General features: G+C 35.2%; 1 pseudogene. It reads right to left on the reverse strand.

Features of this window, described 5'->3' with window-relative positions:
* Positions 1 to 242: 242 nt before the first annotated feature.
* A pseudogene (locus tag AB8U03_RS18020) lies at positions 243 to 688 on the reverse strand (IS30 family transposase); the annotation flags it as partial.

The following is a 688-nucleotide window of genomic DNA, read 5'->3' on the forward strand; positions in this document are numbered from 1 at the left end:
AAAAGGTTAAATGAAATTGTAAATTCTTGTATAGTTAAGAACCTTGAAAATGCAATACTTAATTCAGAACTGATGCCCTTTACTCGAACTGAAAAAGGCTCTATAATAGTGTTAATGAAGTTTGTTTGCCTTTGTTTTTGCATAGCAAACAGGCATCTGAAATAGCGTGCAAAACTAAATTCCACATACCGATTTTATGCAAGACTAAATTCATATAGTGGATTCCTCAATGCAGTTTGATTTTATTTTCTTAGTAATCCAGGCTGCAACTGAACTTCATCTGGTGCCATTTCCTTAAGATGTAAAAGTTTATGCAGCTTATTATTGAGAAGCAAAAGGGACAGTTTAAATGGGTTGCAGCCATTTAAACTGTCCCTTGCTTCACTATTGATGTGGTTCATTAATAGAATAGCATCGTCCTGTGTATATGGATCCAGGCTCTGTCCTTTTGGAATCACATAACGTATGTATTCATGATTCTTTTCAAGCATACCTTTTTGCCAGGAACTGTTTGGATTGCAATAATAAACTTTAGTGCGAATTTCGCCGTTAGCGTCACATTCAATGCGTTGTGGGTATTGAAATTCAATACCGTTGTCGGTGAGGATAACAGGAAAAAGTTTTTTAAAAGTACCAATTTCAAGCTTTTCGGAAAGAGTATCAAATATTTCAAAAACGCAATCCTGCG

This window comes from Clostridium moutaii, assembly GCF_041205085.1.
GTDB lineage: Bacteria > Bacillota > Clostridia > Clostridiales > Clostridiaceae > Clostridium_B > Clostridium_B moutaii.